Genomic DNA, 17,857 nt, shown 5'->3' on the forward strand with positions numbered 1-17,857 from the left:
GCGAACGCGTCGCTGCTTGTTTGGAAAGTCCGCACATCGATGTGCGGGCTGTTGCGAAGGGACTCGCGTTACACCGCTGCCGCACCGCCGACGATCTCGGAGATTTCCTGCGTGATCGCCGCCTGGCGGGCCTTGTTGTAGACCAGGTTCAGGGTGTCGATCAGCTTGGTCGCGTTGTCGCTGGCGGCCTTCATCGCCACCATGCGCGCCGCGTGCTCGGAGGCCACGTTCTCCATCACTGCCTGATAGACCAGCGATTCGATGTAGCGGGTAAGGACGTGGCCGAGCACCGATTCGGCGTCCGGCTCGTAGATGTAATCCCAGTCGTGCTTGACGACCTTCGTTTCCGAGGCCGGCAGCGGCAGCAGCTGATCGAAGCTGGCCTTCTGGGTCATCGTGTTGACGAAATGGTTGTAGGCCAGGAACACCCGATCCAGGCGGCCGTCGGTGTAGCCGTCCAGCATCACCTTGATGATGCCGACCAGTTGTTCGACTTCCGGGGTGTCACCGATGTGGGTCACGCTGGCGAGCATGTCGACCTTCAGACGGCGGAAGAACACCGTCGCCTTCTGGCCGATCGTCACCACATCGACCTGCACCCCCTTGTCCTGCCACTGACGGATCTCGCCGAGCAGCTTGCGGAACAGGTTGTTGTTCAGGCCGCCGGCCAGGCCGCGGTCCGAAGAGACGACGATGTAGCCGACCCGCTTGATCTCGCGCTCGACCAGGTAGGGATGCTGGAACTCGGAGCTGGCCTGTGCCAGATGCCCAATCAGCTGTCGCATGGCATTGGCGTACGGGCGCGAGGACCGCATGCGGTCCTGCGCCTTGCGGATCTTCGATGCGGAGACCATCTCCAGCGCGCGCGTCACCTTGCGGGTGTTCTGCACGCTCTTGATCTTGGTCTTGATTTCCCGTCCACCAGCCATTTAGCTCGCTCCGCTTGCGGCAACTCGTGATCGGGACATCGCGATTCGAAGAAGCGAATCGCGCGCCGTCACGCACCTGTTGTTGCTGTTACGCATCACCCATCACGCATCACCACCGCCGGCTCAGAAGGAGCCGGTGGCCTTGAACTCGCTGATGCCCTTCTTGAACGCCGCCTCGATCTCGTCGTTCCAGCCGCCCGAGGCGTTGATCTTCTCGATCAGCGCGCCGTCGGTGTTGTCGAAGTGGGCATGCAGGCCTTCTTCGAACGCGAGGATCTTGGAGACCGGCACGTCGTCGAGGTAGCCCTCGTTGACCGCATAGATCGACAGCGCCTGATGGGCGATCGACATCGGCCGATACTGCTTCTGCTTCATCAGCTCGGTGACGCGCTGGCCGCGCTCGAGCTGCTTGCGGGTCGCTTCGTCGAGATCGGAGGCGAACTGTGCGAATGCCGCCAGCTCGCGGTACTGCGCCAGCGAGATACGGATGCCGCCCGAAAGCTTCTTGATGATCTTGGTCTGCGCCGAGCCGCCGACGCGCGAGACCGAAATACCAGCGTTCACGGCCGGGCGGATGCCGGCGTTGAACAGATCGGTTTCCAGGAAGATCTGGCCGTCGGTGATCGAGATCACGTTGGTCGGCACGAATGCGGACACGTCGCCGGCCTGGGTCTCGATGATCGGCAGCGCGGTCAGCGAACCGGTCTGGCCCTTGACCTCGCCATTGGTGAACTTCTCGACGTACTCCTCGGACACGCGCGCGGCGCGCTCGAGCAGACGCGAATGCAGGTAGAACACGTCGCCCGGATACGCTTCACGGCCCGGCGGACGCTTGAGCAGCAGCGAAATCTGACGGTAGGCCACCGCCTGCTTGGACAGGTCGTCATAGACGATCAGCGCGTCCTGACCGCGATCCATGAAGTACTCGCCCATCGTGCAGCCCGAATAGGCGCTGATGTACTGCATCGCGGCCGACTCGGACGCGGTCGCAGCAACGACGATGGTGTGCGCCAGCGCGCCGTTCTCTTCGAGGCGACGCACGATGTTGGCGACGGTCGAGGCCTTCTGGCCGATCGCCACGTACACGCACTTGATGCCGGTATTCTTCTGGTTGATCACCGCGTCGATCGCCATCGCGGTCTTGCCGGTCTGACGGTCGCCGATGACCAGCTCGCGCTGGCCGCGGCCGATCGGGATCATCGCGTCGACCGACTTGTAGCCGGTCTGCACCGGCTGGTCGACCGACTTGCGCCAGATCACGCCCGGCGCCACGCGCTCGACCGGCGCACTGAGCTTGGCGTCGATCGGGCCCTTGCCGTCGATCGGCTCGCCGAGCGCATTGACCACGCGGCCCAGCAGCTCCGGACCGACCGGCACTTCGAGGATGCGACCGGTGGTCTTGGCCACGTCGCCTTCGCGCAGGTGCTCGTAGTCGCCCAGCACCACCGCGCCGACCGAATCGCGCTCGAGGTTGAGCGCCAGCGCGAAGGTGTCGTTGGGCAGTTCGATCATCTCGCCCTGCATCACGTCGGCCAGGCCGTGCAGACGCACGATGCCGTCGGACACGCTGGTGACCGTGCCTTCGTTGCGCGACTCGGCGGACAGCTTGACCTTCTCGATGCGGGACTTGATCAGCTCGCTGATCTCGGAGGGATTGAGGTGCGTGGTAGCCATCGGGGATTCCCTTGTGTCGGCGTCGCCGCCGGCGTTGCAATTGAAATTCGTGTCAGTGCGCCAGCGCGGACTGCAGGCGTGCCAGCTTGCCCTTCAGCGAGCCGTCGATCACCACATCGCCCGCCGCGATCACCGCGCCGCCGATCAGCGTGTCGTCGACCGCGGTCTCGACCTGGACCTCGCGACCGAAGCGACGCTTGAGCGCGCTGCGGATCTGCTCGATCTCGGTGTCGGGCAGCGCGGTCGCCGAGGTGATCTTGGCCAGCACCACGTGTTCGGCCTCGGCGCGCAGTTGCTCGTAGAGTCCGGCGATCTCGGGCAGCTGCGGCAGCCGGCCGTTCTCGGCCAGCAACGCCAGGAACGAGGCGAACGCCTCGTCCGCACCCTCGGGGGCGAGCAGCGCGACGGCATCGGCATGCGCCAGCGCCGGGTGACCCAGCACCGTGGCGGCCTGCGGATCGGCGGCGATGCGCGCCGAGAACGCCAGCGCGTCCGACCACGGTGCAAACCGGCCGGCGTCGCGCGCGATCGCGAACGCGGCGCGGGCATAGGGACGGGCGATCGTCAGCGTCATCGTGTCGGCCTCAGATCTCGGCAGCGAGTTCGTCGAGCAGCGCCTTGTGGGCGTCGGCATCGATCTCGCGCTTGAGCAGGCGCTCGGCGCCGGTCACCGCCAGCAGCGATACCTGGCGACGCAGATCCTCACGGGCCCGGGTGGCCGATGCCTGGAGCTCGGCGTCGAACAGTGCCTTCTGACGCAGACCCTCGGTCACGGCTTCGGCCTTGGCGGCATCGACGATCTGGTTGGCGCGCTGGTGCGCCTGTTCGATGATCTCATTGGCCTTCGCACGCGCGGCCTTGAGTTCCTCGTTGGCGGTTGCCTGCGCCTGCGCGAGCGCGCGCTGGCTGTTGTCGGCGGCGGCCAGGCCTTCGGCGATCTTCTTCTGGCGCTCTTCGATGGCATTGAGCAACGGCGGCCAGATCTTGGTCGCGATCAGCCAGATCAGGGCGGCGAACGCAATCGCCTGTGCAATTAGGGTCAGACCGATATTCATGGGCTTGTGGCTGCCTGTCGTGAAGGGTCGGGCATGCATGCATGCCCGCTGTCATCGCCGATGCGGCCGTAGGCCGGCCGCATCGGAAAGCGCCTGCGCTCGTCCGGATCAGCCGGCGATCTGGGCGGCGATCGGGCCGACGAACGGCGAGGCGAACGCGAACAGCAGGCCGACGGCGACCGAGATGATGAACGCGGCGTCGATCAGGCCGGCGGTGATGAACATGCGGACCTGCAGCACCGGGATCAGCTCGGGCTGACGCGCGGCCGACTCGAGGAACTTGCCGGCCATGATGGCCAGGCCCAGACCTGCGCCCAGCGCGGCCAGGCCGATCATGATGCCGACGGCCAGAACGGTCGAAGCCTGGATCTGGGCAAACGAGGTCAGTGCGATTTCCATTGTTTTCTCCGGAACGGATTGCTTGTTAAGGGTGGAACTGGGATTGAGACAAATGGTGGAACGAAACCGGGTGCCGCCCGCCGATCAGTGGCTGTCCTCGGCGAGGCTGAGGTAGACGATCGACAGCATCATGAAGATGAAGGCCTGCAGCGGGATGACCAGCAGGTGGAACAGCATCCAGCCCAGGCCCAGCACGCCGCCACCGAGCATGCCCAGCAGGCCAGCGCCGCCCAGCACCCAGATCAGCAGGAACACGATCTCGCCGCCGAACATGTTGCCGAACAGTCGCATCGCCAGCGAGATCGGCTTGCTCAGCCACTCGACGATGTTGAGGATCAGGTTGAACGGCACCATCCACTTGCCGAACGGCGCAGTCAGGAACTCCTTGGTCAGCCCGCCCAGGCCCTTGGACCGCAGCGCGAAGAAGACCGTCAGGAAGAACACGCTGATCGACAGGCCCAGCGTCGCATTGACGTCGGCGGTCGGTACCGGCTTCCAGTAGTGCACGCCAGCCAGTTCGAGGGGCTTGGCGATGAAGTCTGCCGGAATCATCTTCAGCAGATTCATCAGCAGGATCCAGAAGAACAGCGTGATCGCGATCGGCGTCACCAGCTTGCTGGTGCCGTGATACGTGTCGCGCGCCTGCTTGTCGACGAACTCCAGGCAGATCTCGACGAACGCCTGCCACTTGCCCGGCACGCCGGACGTGGCCTTGCGCGTGGCCATCCAGAACATCAGCACCATCAGGCCGCCCATCAGCAGCGCGGTGATCAGCGTGTCCAGGTGCAACGTCCAGAAGCCACCCTCGCCGGTCGAGACCGTGAGGTTCTGCAGGTGATGCTGGATGTAGCTGGTTGGGGTCAGTTCCGAATCAGCCGCCATAAGATCGAAGACCTGCCTGTGTTTGAAATTCAGTGCCCAAGTGTCAGGAACCGGCCGGAGGCCGGGCCATCGCCAGCAATTGCGCGAAGAGCGCGACGATGACCCCGGCGAGCATCGGAACCGGCGGCAAGCCCACCATCCCTGTGCCCAGCAGCAACACGGCCACCACCACGACCCACTTCAGCGCCATTCCCGCCAGCAGCCGCGCAAGCGCGCCTGCCGAAGGATTGACCCCGCCCCCCAGCGCAATCACGCTCGACAGCCAGCCGCCGATCGCGATCGCCGCGCCGCCCAGTACAGCCGCCAGCGCCCAGGCGCCACCCTTTGCAAGGAAGGCCAGGGCCGTCACCGCGACCGCCACCGCCTGCCAGACGAGTGCGCGCTGTGCCAGCCGCCGACCGACAGCGACGGATGTCAACACATCAGGATCCTGGGCATCTGAGGGACACGGAACGCGTCGAAACGGCCCCGTCGAGCCGCAAAAGTATAGCAGCGGAGCCATTTGACCCACAACCGGCGAAGGTCCCGCTCCCGGCCGGGGACCAACGCCGGCAAATGCCCGGCCCCATTCATAATTTTCTTGGCAACCGCGCGGAACTTGTGCCGGTCGGCCGGGTCCGACCTACCGTGCCCGATCTGCCGTACTTTCCTCGTCGGTCGTGTCCGCAGATCGCCACCCGAGCCCTGGCCCGCCGCCGGGGCTCTTTTTTTGGCCTTCGCCTTTGCTTGGAAGGGGCCACGGCCTGCCGGCCGGCGGCCGCTCTCCCGCAACACGGCTGCTTTGGGTCCGGCCACGCGAAGCACGCGTGGCGTTCGCATGGATGGGCGGTAGTGCCGCGCACGCCATCGCTGCTCACCGGGCCCTGACCCGGACGCGCACTCGCTCCGATCGACGAATCGGCCCGGCCCGGCGCAGCGCGCCGGACGCCAGTCCAAGGTCACACCCCGCCGTCGGGCTGGGACATCGATGAACGGACCATTCGTTATTCGCGTCATCACTTCACGCCGGCAAGACCTTCACTTACCGACCATCGCCTCCTCTTCCACGACCTTGGCATGCCGATGTCCCCCACGCCCTTCCGCACCCTCGCTCTGGCCGCCCTGCCTGCCGCCGTGGTTCTGGCCACGCTCGCGATGCCCGCCCAGGCCCAGAGCCGCGATGATCGCTTTGTCCTGCGCGTGAGCGCATTCAATCCTGAGGCCAAGCTGGGGTTCTCGGGCAACGGCACCGTCACCGACGGCACCGACGAGGCGACCTTCGGCTTCAACGAGACCTTCAGCACCGGCCGCGAATGGCGCCCGCGCGGCGCGTTCGGTTTCCGCATCAGCGACCGCCAGGCGCTGGTCGGCAACTATTACGACTATCGCCGCGACGAGACCTGGAACTACGGCGGCACCGTACTCGACACCGGCACGATCGGCGGCAGCGGCGAACAGATCGACATCCCCGCGGCCCGCATCGACGGCCGCCTGTCGTTCAGCCTTGCCAGCCTCAATTACGAGTACAGCGTGGTCAAGAACGACAGCTTCCAGTGGGGCCTGGGTCTGGGCGTCACCTACGCCGAGCTCGAGGCATTCGCCAACGGCGCGTCCGAAGGCACCGACCTTGTGGACCCGCAGTTCGAGACCGTCCGCTGGAAGCGCGACGGCTTTTCGCCGGGCCTGCACACCCGTCTGACCTGGATCCCGGCCGAGCGCTGGACCGTCGGCCTGGAAGCCCAGTACCTCGATACCCGCTGGGGTGATTTCCTGGATGAGCGCGGCCACTTCGAGCGCGGCGGCCTGATCGTCGAGTACATGGTCACCGAGCGCTTCGGTATCCATGCCGGTTACGACTGGTTCCGCCTGAAGCTTTCCGACGAGTACAAGGGAACGGCGCGCGCCCCCGACGGCGTCGCCGCCGGCCCCTACCCGTACGAAGGCAAGCTGACCGGCGACCTGAAGGTCCACGGCCCGATGGCGGGTGTGACCTTCCGCTTCTGAGCCGACACGCCGGCAATGGATGAAAGACGAAGCCGCGGCTCAGCCGCGGCTTCGTTCTTTCTGTTCTTCTGCCGATCCGCCTACCGCACCACGGGTCGCGTGCCCCACACCGCCGCATCCGCCTTACAGTAGCGATCGATGAAGGCCTGCTGGGAGGGCATCTGCTCGACTGCACGTTCGACCGGCTCGCGGATCGCGCGCAGCAAATGACGCAGGTCCTCGTCGCGCAGCGCACGCGCCAGAGGATGATGCTGCCGGGGCACGATGCCCTGCCCCAGCAGCACATGCGTCCACGAATCGACCCGGAAGAGCTCATCGGCGCCCTGCCAGGCATGCGCGCGCTCGCGCCAGGCCTGCAGCCGGGCCTCCAGCGATGGCGGCAGCGCCATGTCCCGGCACGCCGCCCACAGGGGCTCGTCGCGCTGGGTGGCGTGGTAATGCAGGATGATGAAATCCCGCACGTGTTCCATCTCCGCGCGACTGACTGCGTTGAACAGCTCGACCAGCGTCGGTGAGATGCCCTCGAACGGGAACAGCTGGATCAGCCGCACGACCGCACTGATGGTCAAGTGCAGGCTGGTCGATTCCAGAGGTTCGATGAAACCGCTGGCCAGGCCCAGCGAGACCACGTTGCCGTTCCAGGCCCGGCGCCGACGTCCGGTCCGAAACGGCACCACCCAGGGATCGCGCAGCGGCCGCGCGCCGACATCGCGCAGCAGCTTGGCCTGCGCCTGATCGTCGGACATGTACCGACTGGAAAACACCAGACCGCAGCCGACCCGATGCTGCAACGGGATATGCCATCGCCAGCCCGCCTCATGCGCGATCGCGCGCGTGTACGGCACGGGCGGACCCATCGGCTCGGTCTGGACCGCGACCGCCCGGTCGCAGGGCAGCCACTGGCTCCAGTCCTCGTACCCGGTCTGCAGGGTCTGCTCGATCAGCAGACCGCGAAAGCCGGTGCAATCGATGAACAGGTCGCCATCGACCCGCCGGTCCCCATCCAGCACCAGGGCCTCGACATGGCCGCTGATCGCATGGCGCACGACCGTTTCGATCCGGCCCTCGACGCGCACCAGGCCATGGCGCTCGGCCTGCGCGCGCAGGAACTTCGCATAGAGGCCGGCGTCGAGATGGTAGGCGTAGTTGACCTGCGGATCGGTGTCGAGCGAGAACCGGTCGGCGCGCGAGGCAAGCGTCTCCAGGCAGAAGTCGCCCAGTTCCGACGGCATCCTCCGGCGCAGGCTGTCGAGCCAGAAATGATGGAAGGCCGCGGCCCACGTCCCCTGTCCTGTGGCACCAAAGGGGTGGATGTAGCGATCGCCGGGCCGCCGCCAGTGCTCGAACGAAATCGAGAGCTTGAACGTGCCCGACACTGCGCGCAGGAACGCCTGCTCATCGATCTGCAGGAAGCGGTGGAAGGTGCGGATCGGCGGCACAGTGGATTCCCCCACGCCCACCGTGCCGATCTGCTCGGATTCCACCAGCGTGATGTCCAACCGGTCCCGGAACTGGTGGGCGAGCGCACACGCGGCCAGCCAACCCGCGGTACCGCCTCCGGCGATCACCACCTTGCGTATCCGGCCAGGCGGCCCCTGGTGCTCGTTCATTGCCTCGCCTCTCTATCCGCTCACCGGTTCAACTGGCCGAGCAACAAGGCGCGGATGCGTCGCGCCCGCGTCTCGTCGATCGGCCCCAGCACATCGCGCGCCGGTTCGGGGATGTGCGCGCCCGCGCGCGCGCTCGGCCCGAACACGTAGTAGTCGAACACCTGTCGCCAGGCCGCCTTGTCCCGCTCGGGCAGGTCGCGGATTGCCCACAGCGCGTGGTAGAGCGCCGACACCGGCGGCGGCAGGAACGCCGGCGCATTGCGCCACCAGTAATTGACCAGCACGTTGAACGGCGCGAGGCTGCGCACGTGGTGCCACCACATGCCGGGAATGAAGATCGCATCGCCCGGCGACAGCAGCGCGGTCTGCGCATGGGCCAATGCCTGACGAAAGCGCGGATGGCGCGCAGGGTCGGGCCGGTCGAAGTCGACCAGGCTCACGACCTGCCCGCCAGGCGTGGGATCGAGCGGTCCTGGGTAGAGGTTGTCGATCTGCTCGGGCGGGAACACGGTGAACGCCCGCTGCCCCACCGCGCAGACGGCCAGGTTGTCCGGCACGTCGTAATGGCAGGAGGCCACGACCCGGTTGCCGATCCAGATACCGGGCGCCGCAGGAACACCGCGGTCGGCCAGACGCAGGTCGTTCTCCTGACTGAACCCCGGCAAGGCGCCCGCCACCGACAACGAGGCGACGTAGTAGGCCGGCGGCTGCGGATCGTCGAGATGGGTCGCAATCGCATCCAGGACCTCGCCCAGCCCGCCGCGACGGACCTCGATATTCAGAGCGCCGAAGTCCTCGGTATAGAACGGGCGCCCCTGTATCGCGGGAGCGCCGAACGAATAGGGGACCGGCCGGCCGGTGTCGAAGCCGCGCAGATACGCCATGGCCGAGGTGGTGGACGCCTCGCCCGCACGCACCAGCCCCCAGTCGCGCGCCACGCCCTTGAGCAACACCGGCTGCCCCTCGGACACCAGCGTATCGAGCGGCAGCGCGGCCGCGTCGCGAACCTCGATTGCGCGCATGGCCGCCGGCATGCGCTCAGGCGCCCGCGCGTGGCGTCGCGGCATCCTGCTCGCGCAGGCGGCGCTGCTTCTCGGCCATCAACCGGCGCACGTTGTGCAGCGACGCCAGCACCAGATACGCCCCTTCCAGATAGCCGGCCTGGTTCAACCGTGCCAGCGCCGGACCGTCCAGCGCCGACAGGACCTCGCGGTCGATGCTGTACAGCCCCCCGACATCCACCCGATGCCGGTCGTCCAGGTCGACCGCCAGCGTCACCGGCTGGATCAGCCCCAGCGCATCGAAGGCCGCGAGCATCGCCGCGCCGAACGCGACGCCATCGCGGATGCCGCGCAGCACGCCGGCGACATGATCGAGGTACGGGCTGTTGCCCCCCTGCGGCAGAAACACCGGCTCGCCCTCGTCCGTGCTCACACGCGGGTGATCGAGGTCGACATGGATCACCGGCTCGCGGCGCAGTTCGCCATCGATGCGCTGCTCCTGGAAACCGATGAGGAACGGCCCCTTCGCCGCGGCGCCGGGCAGGTAGGCGGCGTTCCATCGGCCGTCACGCAGGTACAGGTTCTCCCGCTGTTCGAATCCCAGCAACGCCACCGAGCCCCACTGCCCGTCCGCATCCTTGCGGAAGAAAATCGGGTACTCGCGCTGCAGTTCGGCGTACTCGCTGGGGAACGCCGGCACCATGCCCACGTCGTCGCCGAACTGCGCGCCGAAGCCGGTCGCGACACGCAGATCCTTGTGCGCCACGTTGTTGAGCAGTTCGTAACGCGCCATCACCTCTCCATCGTGCGGGATCGAAACCTGCGACGCCACGCCGCGCCTCTAGAACTTGTAGCGCACCCCCAGCATGTAGCGCGGACGCTGGTCGGCCAGCTTCATGATCTGCTGATCGGTACGCGCGTGCCAACGCACCTCCTCGCTGGTCAGATTGATCGCTTCCAGCCCGAACGACCAGTGCGCGTCGAGCGCGTAGTTCACGCTCAGATCCCACTGCTGGTAGGCCTCCACGTAATAGGGATTCCGGCTGGCGCCCTGGTTGGCGAGGATCAGGTACTCGTCGCGCCAGTTCCAGGCCAGGCGGACCGACCAGCCGTACTTCTCGTACATGAACATGACGTTGGCGGTATCGCTCAGCCCGGTCAGCGAGAACTGGTCGATGCCCGGATCACCGCCATCGTCGTAGCCGACATCGCCCTGCACGACGGTGTAGTTGGCCAGGATCCCGAACCCGCTGTCGCCGAAGAAGTACTGGCCGCCGAGCTCCCACCCGTGCAGCTTGGACTGGTTCTGGTTGATCGGCCGGTTGACGTTGAACAGGTACAGCGGATCGTCCGGCGTGCCGTACAGATCGTAGGCGGCCTCGGTCGCCAGCGCCTGGGCGCCGGTGCCGTTGAACGCGCCCAGCCCCGCCGGATCGTTGCGCAACAGCGCCAGGGCGGTGAACAGCGAGGTGTCGTTGCCCGAACACGCCGCCGCGTTGGCCGGCCCCACCTGCTCGCGGCACTGCGCACTCTGCAGGAACGCCAGCGCGGCCTGGGCGTCGGGCCCGGAGGTCGGGTCGGTCAGGCCGTAGAGCGATTCCTGGCTCACCGTATTACCGACGAAATTGCTCACCGACTTGTGCCAGTAGGTCAGCGAGACGTAGCTCGATTCGGCGAAGTACCATTCCAGCGCGAAGTCGAGGTTGTCCGACTCCAGCGGCTTGAGCGACGGATTCTGCGCGTTACCGCTGGCCCGGCTGGACGGGTCCAGCAAGACCGAGCCGAAGGGCTGCTGCGCGCCGGGGCCTGCATAGAGATTGCCGTAAGGCGCGCGCGCGATGCTCTTTCCGAACGAGGCCCGGCCCTTGAGCTGGTCGGTGAAGTCGATGCTGAAATCCAGATTCGGCAGGATGTAGCTGTAGCTGCTCGATTCGCTGAAGGGTTCGAGTTGGTCGGACAGCACGATCCGGAAATCGTTGTTGGACTGCCACTCGATCGCCTCGGGGGTGGCGATGATCGACGTGGAGACGACATCGGTGGTCTCGTAGCGCACGCCGATGCGGGTATTGGTCGTGAAGCCGCCCAGTTCGCCGTCCAGCGAGACCTGCATATAGGCCGAGCGGGTCTTTTCTTCAACCCGGTTGTCGGCCGCGTTCTGCGGACTCACGCCCAGGCCGACGCCGTACTGCCCCCGTGCCATTGGGCGAGCGCGCCGGCATCGCCCCGCCAGGCCGGCCAGCTGCTGATGCTGCGGCCGTGGAACAGACCCACGAGATCGAGCGGCTGCAACAGATCCATCAAGCCGCCTGCCACATCCCCATCGACATTGGCCACGCCCCAGTCGCCCAGCGTCGAGTACGCCTCGGCCGCTTGCAGGCGATGGGTCTTCGCGGTGCTCGAATCCACGCCGAACTGGAAGCGGCCCTGATCGAACACCCATTCGCCGTCGAGTCGGGCCTGCTCGATCTCGCTGACCTGGGTCTGCGCATTGACGCGCAGCACCTGGGAGCCGATCTCGCCAGCGACAAAGCCGGGATTGACGACCCCGTTGGTTCCGGCGATCGCGTCGGCTGTGGTGGGATACCAGGTCTGGGTGCCGACCGGCAGGCCGTTGTTGAAGAACAGCTCCTGCACCCAGGAGCCGCCGCAATGGGGGCCGGTGGTGCAGTTGTTGGTGCCCGCCACGCTCATGAAGATCGAGCCGCCACCGGTGAGCGGATCATTGGGCAGACTCTCGGTCTTGGAGTTGTGCGCATCGAAACTCAGCCGGAAATCGCTGTTGACGTCCCAGACCGCGTTGAAGCCCAGCGAACCCAGCCGATACTTCTGCATGCTGCGTTGCTGCTCGAGGCCGAAGTCCTTGGTGCCGGCGATCTCACGCAGATAGATCGGCGTGGCCACCGCACCGGAGGTATCGAATTCGACGTGGGTGTAGTCGCTGTTCTGCAACCACATGCCCTGTTCGCCGCGATTTTCGGTGATCTCGTTGGTGGAGTAGGTGTAGTCCAGCGTCAGGGTCAGGCTGTCGGTGGGCGCGAACTGCAGCACGGCCTGGCCGTTGATGCGCTCGCGGTCGAACTCGGAGAACGCATAGCGCAGGTCGTTGGGGCGTGCGTACAGGTCGCCCACGCCCGGGGCGTTGGTCACCTGCGGGTTGCCCGGCATCGTGCCCGTCCACGGCTGGATGTTCCAGTAATTCTCGGTGGCCTGCACTGAGCCGCCCTTGCGCTTCTGGTAGCTGCCGCTCAAGCCCACGCCGAAGGTCCGATCGGCGTTGGTGTAACTGAAGATGCCCGACAGTTCGGGGGTCAAGTCGTCGTCGAACAGCTGGCTGCGATCCGACACCGCCTTGGCGCCGGCGCTGGCGACGATACCCGTGTGGTTGAAGGGCCTGTCGGTGAGGATGTTGATGGTCGCGCCCATGCCGCCGCTCGGCACGTGCGCCTGGCTGGTCTTGTAGACCTCGATGCCACTGATCGATTCAGCCGCCAGCTGCGCGAAGTTGAAGGCGCGCGTCCCGCCGTCCACGCCACCGATGGCCACCTGACCAGCGGCACCGAAGGCGTCCGCGCCGGGCACCTGGCGACCGTTGAGGGTGACCATGTTGAACTGCGGCCCGAAGCCGCGGGCCGTGACCTGCGCGCCCTCGCCATCACGGCGCTCGATCGAAATGCCGGTGATGCGCTGCAGCGACTCGGCGAGATTGGTGTCGGGGAACTTGCCGATGTCCTCGGCGCTGATCACATCGATCACGCCCGCCGCCTCGCGCTTGGTGTCCATCGCCTGGCTGAGGCTGTTGCGGATACCGCTGACCATGACCGCATCGAGCGTCGTGGCGTCCTGCGGTTCGGCGGCGGCACGCGTGTCCGCATTCGGGTTGGGCGACGGCGGCGATTGCTGCGCGAACGCGGGGTTGATGATCAGCGCCCCCCCACGAAGGTGAACATTGCGGTCGACTTCAAACGCCTGAACTTCATGCTCATTGACGGGTCCTCAGCATCGGAATGGGAACAACCGCGAGCTGGCTGCTCCCGGCGTACGTCACGATCCATCTCCGCAAGTGGCGGATGCGGCACTACCGACTTCCGTACCTCACACGCGCGCTTGGACGCGACGAAGCGCCCGCTTCCCAGCGGAACGGACGCCCCGAACCGGTCGCGTCCGTTTGCCCTGGTGTGCAAACGATCCTGGCGAAACGCTCTTCGTCACTCCCCGCACCGCACCTGGCCCCCCGGCCCGGCACGCTGCCTCCCAGCGCACCCGCATATCGCGAAAGGCAGCGAGACTGATAGCGCTACCATTTCGGCGCCAGATGTATAGCGACCAGCCGGCTTTGTCACCATGCACTGCAACAAAGCGGGACACTGTGCGTCCTCGGTGTCCGTGTGCGGCCGCTGCGCGCGCGGCTTCCCGGGCTGCCGGGCTTGTCGATCCTGGGCAGCGGCTGATCGCACGGCGGCTTGAGCCGTTCGCGTCCTGCCACGCGCGTGAGCGCCACGCCGCTGGAGCTATCAGGCACTCGCCGGCACGTCGAACTTGAGCGCGCTATCCGCGCGCTCGCGTCAAGCGACAGTGGCTGCGCGCAGGCCGTGCAGGATGTTGCGCTTTTGCTGGATGCACCGCCGTTCGACGGCGCTGTCGTGTGCCGGCCCATCAACACGGGCCGGCATGCGCGGCATCCGCCGCGCTGGACGATTACTTGCGCTTGGGCAGGTAGAGATCGGTGATCGTGCCGTCGTAGACCTCGGCCGCCATCGCCACCGATTCGCTGAGCGTGGGATGGGGATGGATCGTGTGGCCGATGTCGGCGACCTCGGCTCCCATCTCGATCGCCAGCGCAGCTTCGGCGATCAGATCGCCGGCATGCACGCCGACGATGCCGGCACCGACGATCCGATGGGTGGCCTCGTCGAACACCAGCTTGGTGAAGCCCTCGGTCCGGCCCAGGCCGATCGCGCGGCCGCTGGCCGCCCACGGGAACTTGCCCACGCCCACCTTCAGGCCCTTGGCCTTGGCTTCGGTCTCGGTGATGCCGACCCAGGCGATCTCCGGATCGGTGTAGGCCACCGACGGAATCACCCGCGCGACCCATTCCTTCTTCTCGCCGGCCGCGACCTCGGCCGCCAGCTTGCCCTCGTGCGTGGCCTTGTGGGCCAGCATCGGTTGGCCGACCAGATCGCCGATCGCGAAGATGTGCGGCACGTTGGTGCGCATCTGCGCATCGACCTGGATGAAACCACGCTCGCCCACCCGCACGCCGGCCTTGTCGGCGCCGATCTTGGCGCCGTTGGGCGAACGTCCGACGGCGACCAGCACGCGGTCATACAGCGTCGTGTCCGGAATGCTCTCGCCGTCGAACGCGACGACGATGCCGGCTTTCTCCGGCTTGGCCTCGACGACCTTGGTCTTCAAGTGCACCGATACGCCCTGCTTCTTGAGCCGGTCGGCCAACGGCTTGACCAGATCCTTGTCGGCACCGGGCATCAGCTGGTCGGCGAGCTCGACCACGGTGACCTGCGCGCCCAGAGCGCGGTACACGGTGGCCATCTCCAGACCGATGATGCCGCCGCCCACGACCAGCAGTTGCTTGGGCACCTCGGCCAGTTCCAGCGCGTCGGTCGAATCCATCACGCGCGGATCGTCCCACGGGAAGCCCGGGAGTTTGAGCGCCTGCGAGCCGGCGGCGATGATGCACTGCTCGAACCGCACCAGCGTGGTTTTGCCGTCCTGGGCGACCACCTCGATTTCGTTCGGCGACACGAACGTGCCGGTGCCGGCGACCACCCGTACCTTGCGCTGCTTGGCCATCCCGGCCAGGCCCTTGGTCAACTGGCCGACGACCTTGTCCTTGTAGCTGCGCAGCTTGTCGAGCGAGATCGTCGGGGCACCGAACGCCACGCCGTAGTCGCTGGCGTGCTGCGCCTGGTCGATGACGTCGGCCGCGTGCAGCAGGGCCTTCGAGGGGATGCAGCCGACGTTGAGGCAGACACCGCCGAGCGTGTCATAGCGCTCGATCAGCACGGTGTCGAGCTCGAGATCGGCCGCGCGGAACGCGGCGGTGTAGCCGCCGGGGCCGGAGCCGAGCACGACGATGCGGCATTCCACGTCGGCCTTGCGGCCCGACGACGGGGCGGCCTTCACTGCTTCAGGCTCGGCCGGCGCGCGATGCGAGCGCGCGACCGGCGGGTTGCTGCCCGGCGCCTCGCGCTTGTTCCCTCCTCCGTTCGCGGGGAGGGCTGGGCTGGGGGCGCCTTGTCGGCAGATCCCGCAGCCGGCTTGGCGTCGCCGTCGGCGTCGCCGTCGGCGTCATCCTCGGCTTCGATCACCGCGACCACGCTGCCTTCCGACAGGGTGTCGCCGACCTTGACCTTCAATGCCTTGATCACGCCCGCGTGCGAGGACGGCACTTCCATCGTCGCCTTGTCGGACTCCAGCGTGACCAGGCCCTGGTCCTTGGCGACCGTGTCGCCGACGGCGACCAGCACCTCGATCACCGGCACGTCGTCGTAGCCGCCGATGTCGGGGACTGTCACTTCGAGGGTCTTGGCCATCACGCGTTCTCCGGGGGTTGCGTCTGTTCTGGCACCGCCACGCGCGACGCCGGGCGCCGGGCCCAGCTCAGCGTATACAGGTCGTGGCGGCGGTCATTGAGGTTCTGCACGGTGCCGTCGTTGCGCGCGACCGTCAGATCGTTGAGGCGCAGGTCGGCGAAGGCCACCTGCTCGACATTGGGCGTGGTGTCGGCAGCGACACCGTCGCGCGCGAACGGGAAATCGCAGGGCGTGAGGATGCAGCTCTGCGCGTACTGGATGTCGAAATTGTTCACGCCCGGCAGGTTGCCGACGTTGCCCGACAGCACCACGTAGCACTGGTTTTCCACCGCGCGGGCCTGCGAGCAGTAGCGCACCCGCAGATAGCCCTCGCGGGTGTCGGTGCAGAACGGCACGAACAGGATCATCGCGCCCTGGTCGACCAGGTGCCGGCCGAGCTCGGGGAACTCGCTGTCGTAGCAGATCATCACCCCGATCGGCCCGCAGTCGGTCATGATCGCCTGGGCGCTGTCGCCACCGCCGATCCCCCACCAGGTGCGCTCGTTGGGCGTGGGATGGAGCTTGTCTCGGGTATGCAGCGAGCCGTCGCGCAGCGCGACGTAGCAGATGTTGCGCACCTTGCCGTCGTCGTCGTCGCTGGTCCGGGTCGGATGCGAGCCGCCGATGATGTTGATGTTGTGGCGGACCGCCAGTTCGCACAGCAGCTGGGCGAAACGCTCGGTGTAACCGGTGAGCGCCAGCAGCGAGTCGACCGGCGACAGCGGCTTGTTCTCCACCGACAGCAGTTGCAGCGTGAACAGCTCGGGGAAGACCACGAAGTCGGCGCGGTAGTCGGCGGCGATGTCGACGAAGTACTCGACCTGGGTGGCGAACTCTTCGAACGACGCCACGCGGCGCTGCTGATACTGCACCGTCGCCACGCGGACCGAATCGGGCAACGGGCGCGCGGTGCCGCGCGGGTCGGCGTCCGGGTCGATCTTGGGATTGCGCCAGACCAGGTGCGCGGCGTAGCCGGCCGATTCGGTGTCCTGCGGCAGATAGCCGGGCAGCACGCCGATCAGCTCGAAGCCGTTACGCAGTTGGAAGCTCAGCGCGCGATCGCGGATGCGCCCGGCGCACACGTCGGCGACATACGCGCGCACGTCGCCGCGATAGGCACGGGCGCGGCGCGAGAAGCCCGGCAGGCGCCCGCCGAATACGATGCCCTTGAGCCGCAGCTCCTGGCACAGCCGCTTGCGCAGCTCGTAGAGCCGACGGCCGATGCGCAGCCCGCGGTGATCGGGATCGACGCAGACCTCCATGCCGTAGAGCCAGTCCCCGGTCGACAGATGCCGCGAGGCGTAACCGCCGCCGGAGATCTCCAGCCAGCGATGTGGCGCCATCGCGGTGCGCTCGTCGATGCGGAACGTGCCGCAATAGCCGACCGCAACGCCGTCGTAGAACGCCACGAACACGCCCTGCGGAAACTGCGCGATCTGGCCGTTGAGCATCTCGGCCGTGTAGCCATTGTCGCGTCCGTAGACGCGCTCGCTCAGTGCGACGATCGCCGGAATATCGGCGATGCCGGCATGGCGCAACGTCAATCGCGCCCGCTCGCGCGTGGACGGATCGCTCATGCCGACGCCCAGCTCTTGCCTTGAACCCGTTCAAGGTCCGTCGCGAGCGCAGCCAGGTGACGCGTGGCGGCGCGGAGGAAGCGCAGCGTACGTGTGGTACGTGAGCATTCCGAGCACCGCACGCGCGTCAGATGGCAAGCGCAGCAGGACATTGAGC

At 66.8% G+C, this 17,857-nt stretch carries 14 protein-coding genes and 1 pseudogene; 1 reads left to right on the forward strand and 14 read right to left on the reverse strand.

Features of this window, described 5'->3' with window-relative positions; all coding sequences use genetic code 11:
* Positions 1-68 precede the first annotated feature (68 nt).
* The 7 genes from BEN78_04075 to BEN78_04105 all read right to left on the reverse strand — a co-directional run bounded on the left by BEN78_04075 (position 69) and on the right by BEN78_04105 (position 5,360).
* Positions 69-929: a F0F1 ATP synthase subunit gamma gene (locus tag BEN78_04075; protein ASR42692.1), complete on the reverse strand. Its 861-nt coding sequence runs from the start codon at positions 927-929 to the stop codon at positions 69-71.
* Positions 930-1,052: 123 nt separating this feature from the next.
* Positions 1,053-2,603, reverse strand: a complete 1,551-nt coding sequence (locus tag BEN78_04080) for a F0F1 ATP synthase subunit alpha (protein ASR42693.1) — start codon at positions 2,601-2,603, stop codon at positions 1,053-1,055.
* A 52-nt stretch (positions 2,604-2,655) separates the two neighbouring features.
* On the reverse strand, positions 2,656-3,177 hold the full coding sequence (locus BEN78_04085) for a F0F1 ATP synthase subunit delta (GenBank protein ID ASR42694.1): 522 nt from the start codon (positions 3,175-3,177) through the stop codon (positions 2,656-2,658).
* Positions 3,178-3,187: 10 nt separating this feature from the next.
* Entirely contained in the window at positions 3,188-3,658 is a 471-nt protein-coding gene (locus tag BEN78_04090) for a F0F1 ATP synthase subunit B (protein ID ASR42695.1), read from the reverse strand.
* 108 nt (positions 3,659-3,766) lie between these two features.
* On the reverse strand, positions 3,767-4,057 hold the full coding sequence (locus tag BEN78_04095) for an ATP F0F1 synthase subunit C (protein ASR42696.1): 291 nt from the start codon (positions 4,055-4,057) through the stop codon (positions 3,767-3,769).
* 84 nt (positions 4,058-4,141) lie between these two features.
* Positions 4,142-4,939, reverse strand: a complete 798-nt coding sequence (locus tag BEN78_04100; protein ASR42697.1) for a F0F1 ATP synthase subunit A — start codon at positions 4,937-4,939, stop codon at positions 4,142-4,144.
* Between the two features lie 43 nt (positions 4,940-4,982).
* The gene (locus BEN78_04105; protein ASR42698.1) at positions 4,983-5,360 is read right to left on the reverse strand and encodes a hypothetical protein; all 378 of its coding nucleotides are present in this window, start codon (positions 5,358-5,360) and stop codon (positions 4,983-4,985) included.
* 635 nt (positions 5,361-5,995) lie between these two features.
* On the opposite strand from BEN78_04105, the gene BEN78_04110 reads away from it, so the two are divergent.
* Positions 5,996-6,922, forward strand: a complete 927-nt coding sequence (locus BEN78_04110; GenBank protein ASR42699.1) for a hypothetical protein — start codon at positions 5,996-5,998, stop codon at positions 6,920-6,922.
* Between the two features lie 80 nt (positions 6,923-7,002).
* On the opposite strand, the gene BEN78_04115 is transcribed toward BEN78_04110, so the two are convergent.
* From BEN78_04115 to BEN78_04145, 7 genes and pseudogenes are all read right to left on the reverse strand, one after another.
* Entirely contained in the window at positions 7,003-8,532 is a 1,530-nt protein-coding gene (locus BEN78_04115) for a tryptophan halogenase (protein ID ASR42700.1), read from the reverse strand.
* 20 nt (positions 8,533-8,552) lie between these two features.
* On the reverse strand, positions 8,553-9,566 hold the full coding sequence (locus BEN78_04120) for a cupin (protein ID ASR44892.1): 1,014 nt from the start codon (positions 9,564-9,566) through the stop codon (positions 8,553-8,555).
* Positions 9,567-9,570: 4 nt separating this feature from the next.
* Positions 9,571-10,326 carry a peptide ABC transporter permease gene (locus BEN78_04125; protein ID ASR42701.1) on the reverse strand — a complete coding sequence of 252 codons (756 nt, stop codon included), beginning with the start codon at positions 10,324-10,326 and terminating at the stop codon, positions 9,571-9,573.
* 48 nt (positions 10,327-10,374) lie between these two features.
* Positions 10,375-13,516: pseudogene (locus BEN78_04130) on the reverse strand (TonB-dependent receptor).
* Between the two features lie 712 nt (positions 13,517-14,228).
* Positions 14,229-15,626 (reverse strand): dihydrolipoyl dehydrogenase, encoded by a 1,398-nt coding sequence (locus BEN78_04135; GenBank protein ID ASR44893.1) that lies wholly within the window; start codon positions 15,624-15,626, stop codon positions 14,229-14,231.
* Positions 15,627-15,670: 44 nt separating this feature from the next.
* Positions 15,671-16,084, reverse strand: a complete 414-nt coding sequence (locus BEN78_04140; GenBank protein ID ASR42702.1) for a hypothetical protein — start codon at positions 16,082-16,084, stop codon at positions 15,671-15,673.
* Positions 16,084-17,700: a carbon-nitrogen hydrolase gene (locus BEN78_04145; protein ID ASR42703.1), complete on the reverse strand. Its 1,617-nt coding sequence runs from the start codon at positions 17,698-17,700 to the stop codon at positions 16,084-16,086. Before BEN78_04145 ends, BEN78_04140 begins: the two co-directional genes overlap by 1 nt.
* Positions 17,701-17,857 lie beyond the last annotated feature (157 nt).

The organism is Xanthomonas citri pv. mangiferaeindicae, assembly GCA_002240395.1.
GTDB lineage: Bacteria > Pseudomonadota > Gammaproteobacteria > Xanthomonadales > Xanthomonadaceae > Luteimonas > Luteimonas citri_A.